Source organism: Aureibaculum luteum (genome assembly GCF_003449015.1).
Classification (GTDB): domain Bacteria; phylum Bacteroidota; class Bacteroidia; order Flavobacteriales; family Flavobacteriaceae; genus Aureibaculum; species Aureibaculum luteum.
Window position 1 is genome coordinate 1 of sequence record NZ_QRGD01000045.1, and the last position, 648, is coordinate 648.

The 648-nt window shown below is 47.1% G+C and carries 1 protein-coding gene; it reads left to right on the top strand.

Annotated features, from left to right (window positions below; genetic code table 11):
* Positions 1–75 precede the first annotated feature (75 nt).
* On the top strand, positions 76–294 hold the full coding sequence (locus tag D3P13_RS22015) for a hypothetical protein (RefSeq protein ID WP_157973011.1): 219 nt from the start codon (positions 76–78) through the stop codon (positions 292–294).
* Positions 295–648 lie beyond the last annotated feature (354 nt).

Sequence of the window (648 nt, forward strand, 5' to 3'; positions counted from 1 at the left end):
ATAATCAATTCACACCTCTATTGCCTCCTATTAGAAGAAGGAAGCTAGGCAGGCCACAAACCAAAAGGAGGAGGGGTGCTACTGAAAGGAAAGATGGTCATAGGGTGTCCAAGGTGGGAAAAACTATGTTGTGCAGTAATTGCAACAAGGCTGGACACAACAAGAGCACATGCCAAAACAGAAAAATGTCGTTTTGAGGGTCCAAATGACCCCGAAAGGCCAAAAACAGAAAAATGTCATTTTGAGGCTCCATATGCCCCGAAAAGCGAAAAACTGGCGTTGTTCATGTGGTAACGTTGAACCTTGCTCCTCGGCGTAGTTTTGAATCTCCAAATGACCCTAAAAGTCCAAAACTGAATAATATCATTTTGAGGCTCCAAATGACCCCAAAAGGCCAAAAACTAGCGTTGCTCATATGGAACGTTGAACCTTGCTCCTCGACCCATTTTCCATGTTCACAGGTCGTTCTGCCTTGCAGGGTTCGACAATGATCCTTCCGCAGGTTCACCTACGGAAACCTTGTTACGACTTCTCCTTCCTCTAAATGATAAGGTTCAGGGAACTTCTCACGACGTCGCCGGCAGCGAACCGCCGTCGTCGACGCGATCCGAACACTTCACCGGATCATTCAATCGGTAGGAGGATCGG